The sequence below is a fragment of the Roseateles sp. P5_E11 genome (genome assembly GCF_054049355.1).
The window spans coordinates 1-1,644 of record NZ_JBFUMO010000894.1 but is presented as its reverse complement, the minus strand read 5'-3'; the positions used below and the strand labels follow the sequence as shown (position 1 = coordinate 1,644).

Below are 1,644 nucleotides of genomic sequence, written 5' to 3'. Positions count from 1 at the left end.
GTCGTCGGGCGCTCGCAATCGGGCCTGCATTGCCAAATAGGGCAGACATCGCCGTTCCGTGCAGGCGGCGCCGGGCGGCGTCCGAGCTAAAGTTCGCACCCATCACCCACCGGGCGGCGCGAGAAATCCGCAGGGCTGACAGGCACTTAGCCTTCAGCCCCAAGCCGGCCCGGCACGCCAAGCCCACTTCTCCATGGAATATCCCGGCAATCTTTTCGTCGTCGCCGCACCCAGCGGCGCGGGCAAGTCCAGCCTTGTGAAGGCGCTGCTGGAGCTGGATGCCAAGCTGGCCGTGTCCATCTCCCACACCTCGCGCGCACCGCGCGGCCAGGAGCAGCATGGCCGCGAATACTGGTTCATCACGCCGGAGGAATTCCGCGCGATGGCCGAACGCGGTGATTTCTTTGAATGGGCCGAGGTCCACGGCAACCTCTACGGCACCTCGCGAGCCGCCATCGAGGCGCGCATGCAGCATGGCGATGACGTCGTACTGGAGATCGACTTCCAGGGCGCACTGCAGATCAAGCAGCTCTTCCCCTATGCCGTGCTGATTTTCATCCTGCCGCCGAGCTGGGACGAATTGCAGTCACGCCTGAACCGCCGTGGCGACACCGAACCCGAGGTCATCGCCAAGCGCATGGCCAATGCGCGCCTCGAGGTGGCGCAGGCGCAGAACTTCGATTTTGTCGTCGTGAATGCGGTGTTCGACACCGCCGTTTTCGACCTCAAATCCATCGTCCACGCGCAGCGGCTAAAATACTTGGCTCAGCGGCGCAACCGCTCTGCCGTCTTTCAGGCGCTCGATCTGCCCTGATCCGCTTTTCTCCAAGGAACACCATGGCCCGCATCACCGTCGAAGACTGCCTGATCAAGATCCCGAACCGCTTCCAGCTGGTGCTGGCCGCCACCTATCGCGCCCGCATGCTGAGCCAGGGCCACAGCCCGCGCATCGAGAGCAAGAACAAGCCCGGCGTGACCGCCCTGCGTGAAATTGCCGCCGGCGAAGTCGGCATCGAGATGCTGCGCAAGGTTCCGGTCTAAGCACCGTCCCCTGCTGCCACACGGGCGCCCTCGGGCGCCCGTTTGCATTTCGGAGTTTGGGCCGAGCGCCGGGCCGTTCCCAAGCCGGCCCGCCATGGCGATGTGCTTGTGGCTCAACGCTACAAGCATCGCCGTCTCCGCGGGGGACCGGCCAGGTATTCCCTGGACGAGGGGCCAACAGTTTTCATCGGCTAAATTCGGGACCATATGGCCCAACGCTCCCTCACCGCCTGGTTCACGCTGCCTGGATTGCGCCAGGCGGCGCCGCCCACGCAGGCGGAAGCTGCTTCCTTTGATGCCCTCGCCCCCAAACTCGGCTATCYGAGCAAGGCCGAGGTCAAGCGCGTGCGCGAGGCCTACAAGTTCGCCGACGAGGCCCACCTGGGCCAGAAGCGGGCGACCGGCGAGCCCTACATCACCCACCCGATCGCCGTCGCCGGCATCTGTGCCGAGTGGCGACTCGATGCCCAGGCGCTGATGGCGGCGCTGATGCATGACGTGGTCGAAGACTGCGGCGTTTCCAAGGCCGAGCTGATCGAGAAGTTCGACGCCACGACGGCCGATCTGGTCGACGGCCTGACCAAGCTGGACAAGCTGCAGTTC

The 1,644-nt window shown here is 65.0% G+C and carries 3 protein-coding genes; all 3 read left to right on the top strand.

Annotated elements, in window-relative coordinates; genetic code table 11:
• Positions 1-193: 193 nt before the first annotated feature.
• Complete coding sequence (gene gmk / locus ACXJKR_RS31830) at positions 194-814, top strand: guanylate kinase (RefSeq protein ID WP_056195329.1); 621 nt, start codon at positions 194-196, stop codon at positions 812-814.
• Positions 815-837: 23 nt separating this feature from the next.
• Positions 838-1,041 carry a DNA-directed RNA polymerase subunit omega gene (rpoZ, locus tag ACXJKR_RS31825; protein ID WP_056195325.1) on the top strand — a complete coding sequence of 68 codons (204 nt, stop codon included), beginning with the start codon at positions 838-840 and terminating at the stop codon, positions 1,039-1,041.
• A gap of 207 nt (positions 1,042-1,248) precedes the next feature.
• The coding region (locus ACXJKR_RS31820; RefSeq protein WP_457326252.1) for an HD domain-containing protein at positions 1,249-1,644 on the top strand (396 nt) is incomplete at its 3' end.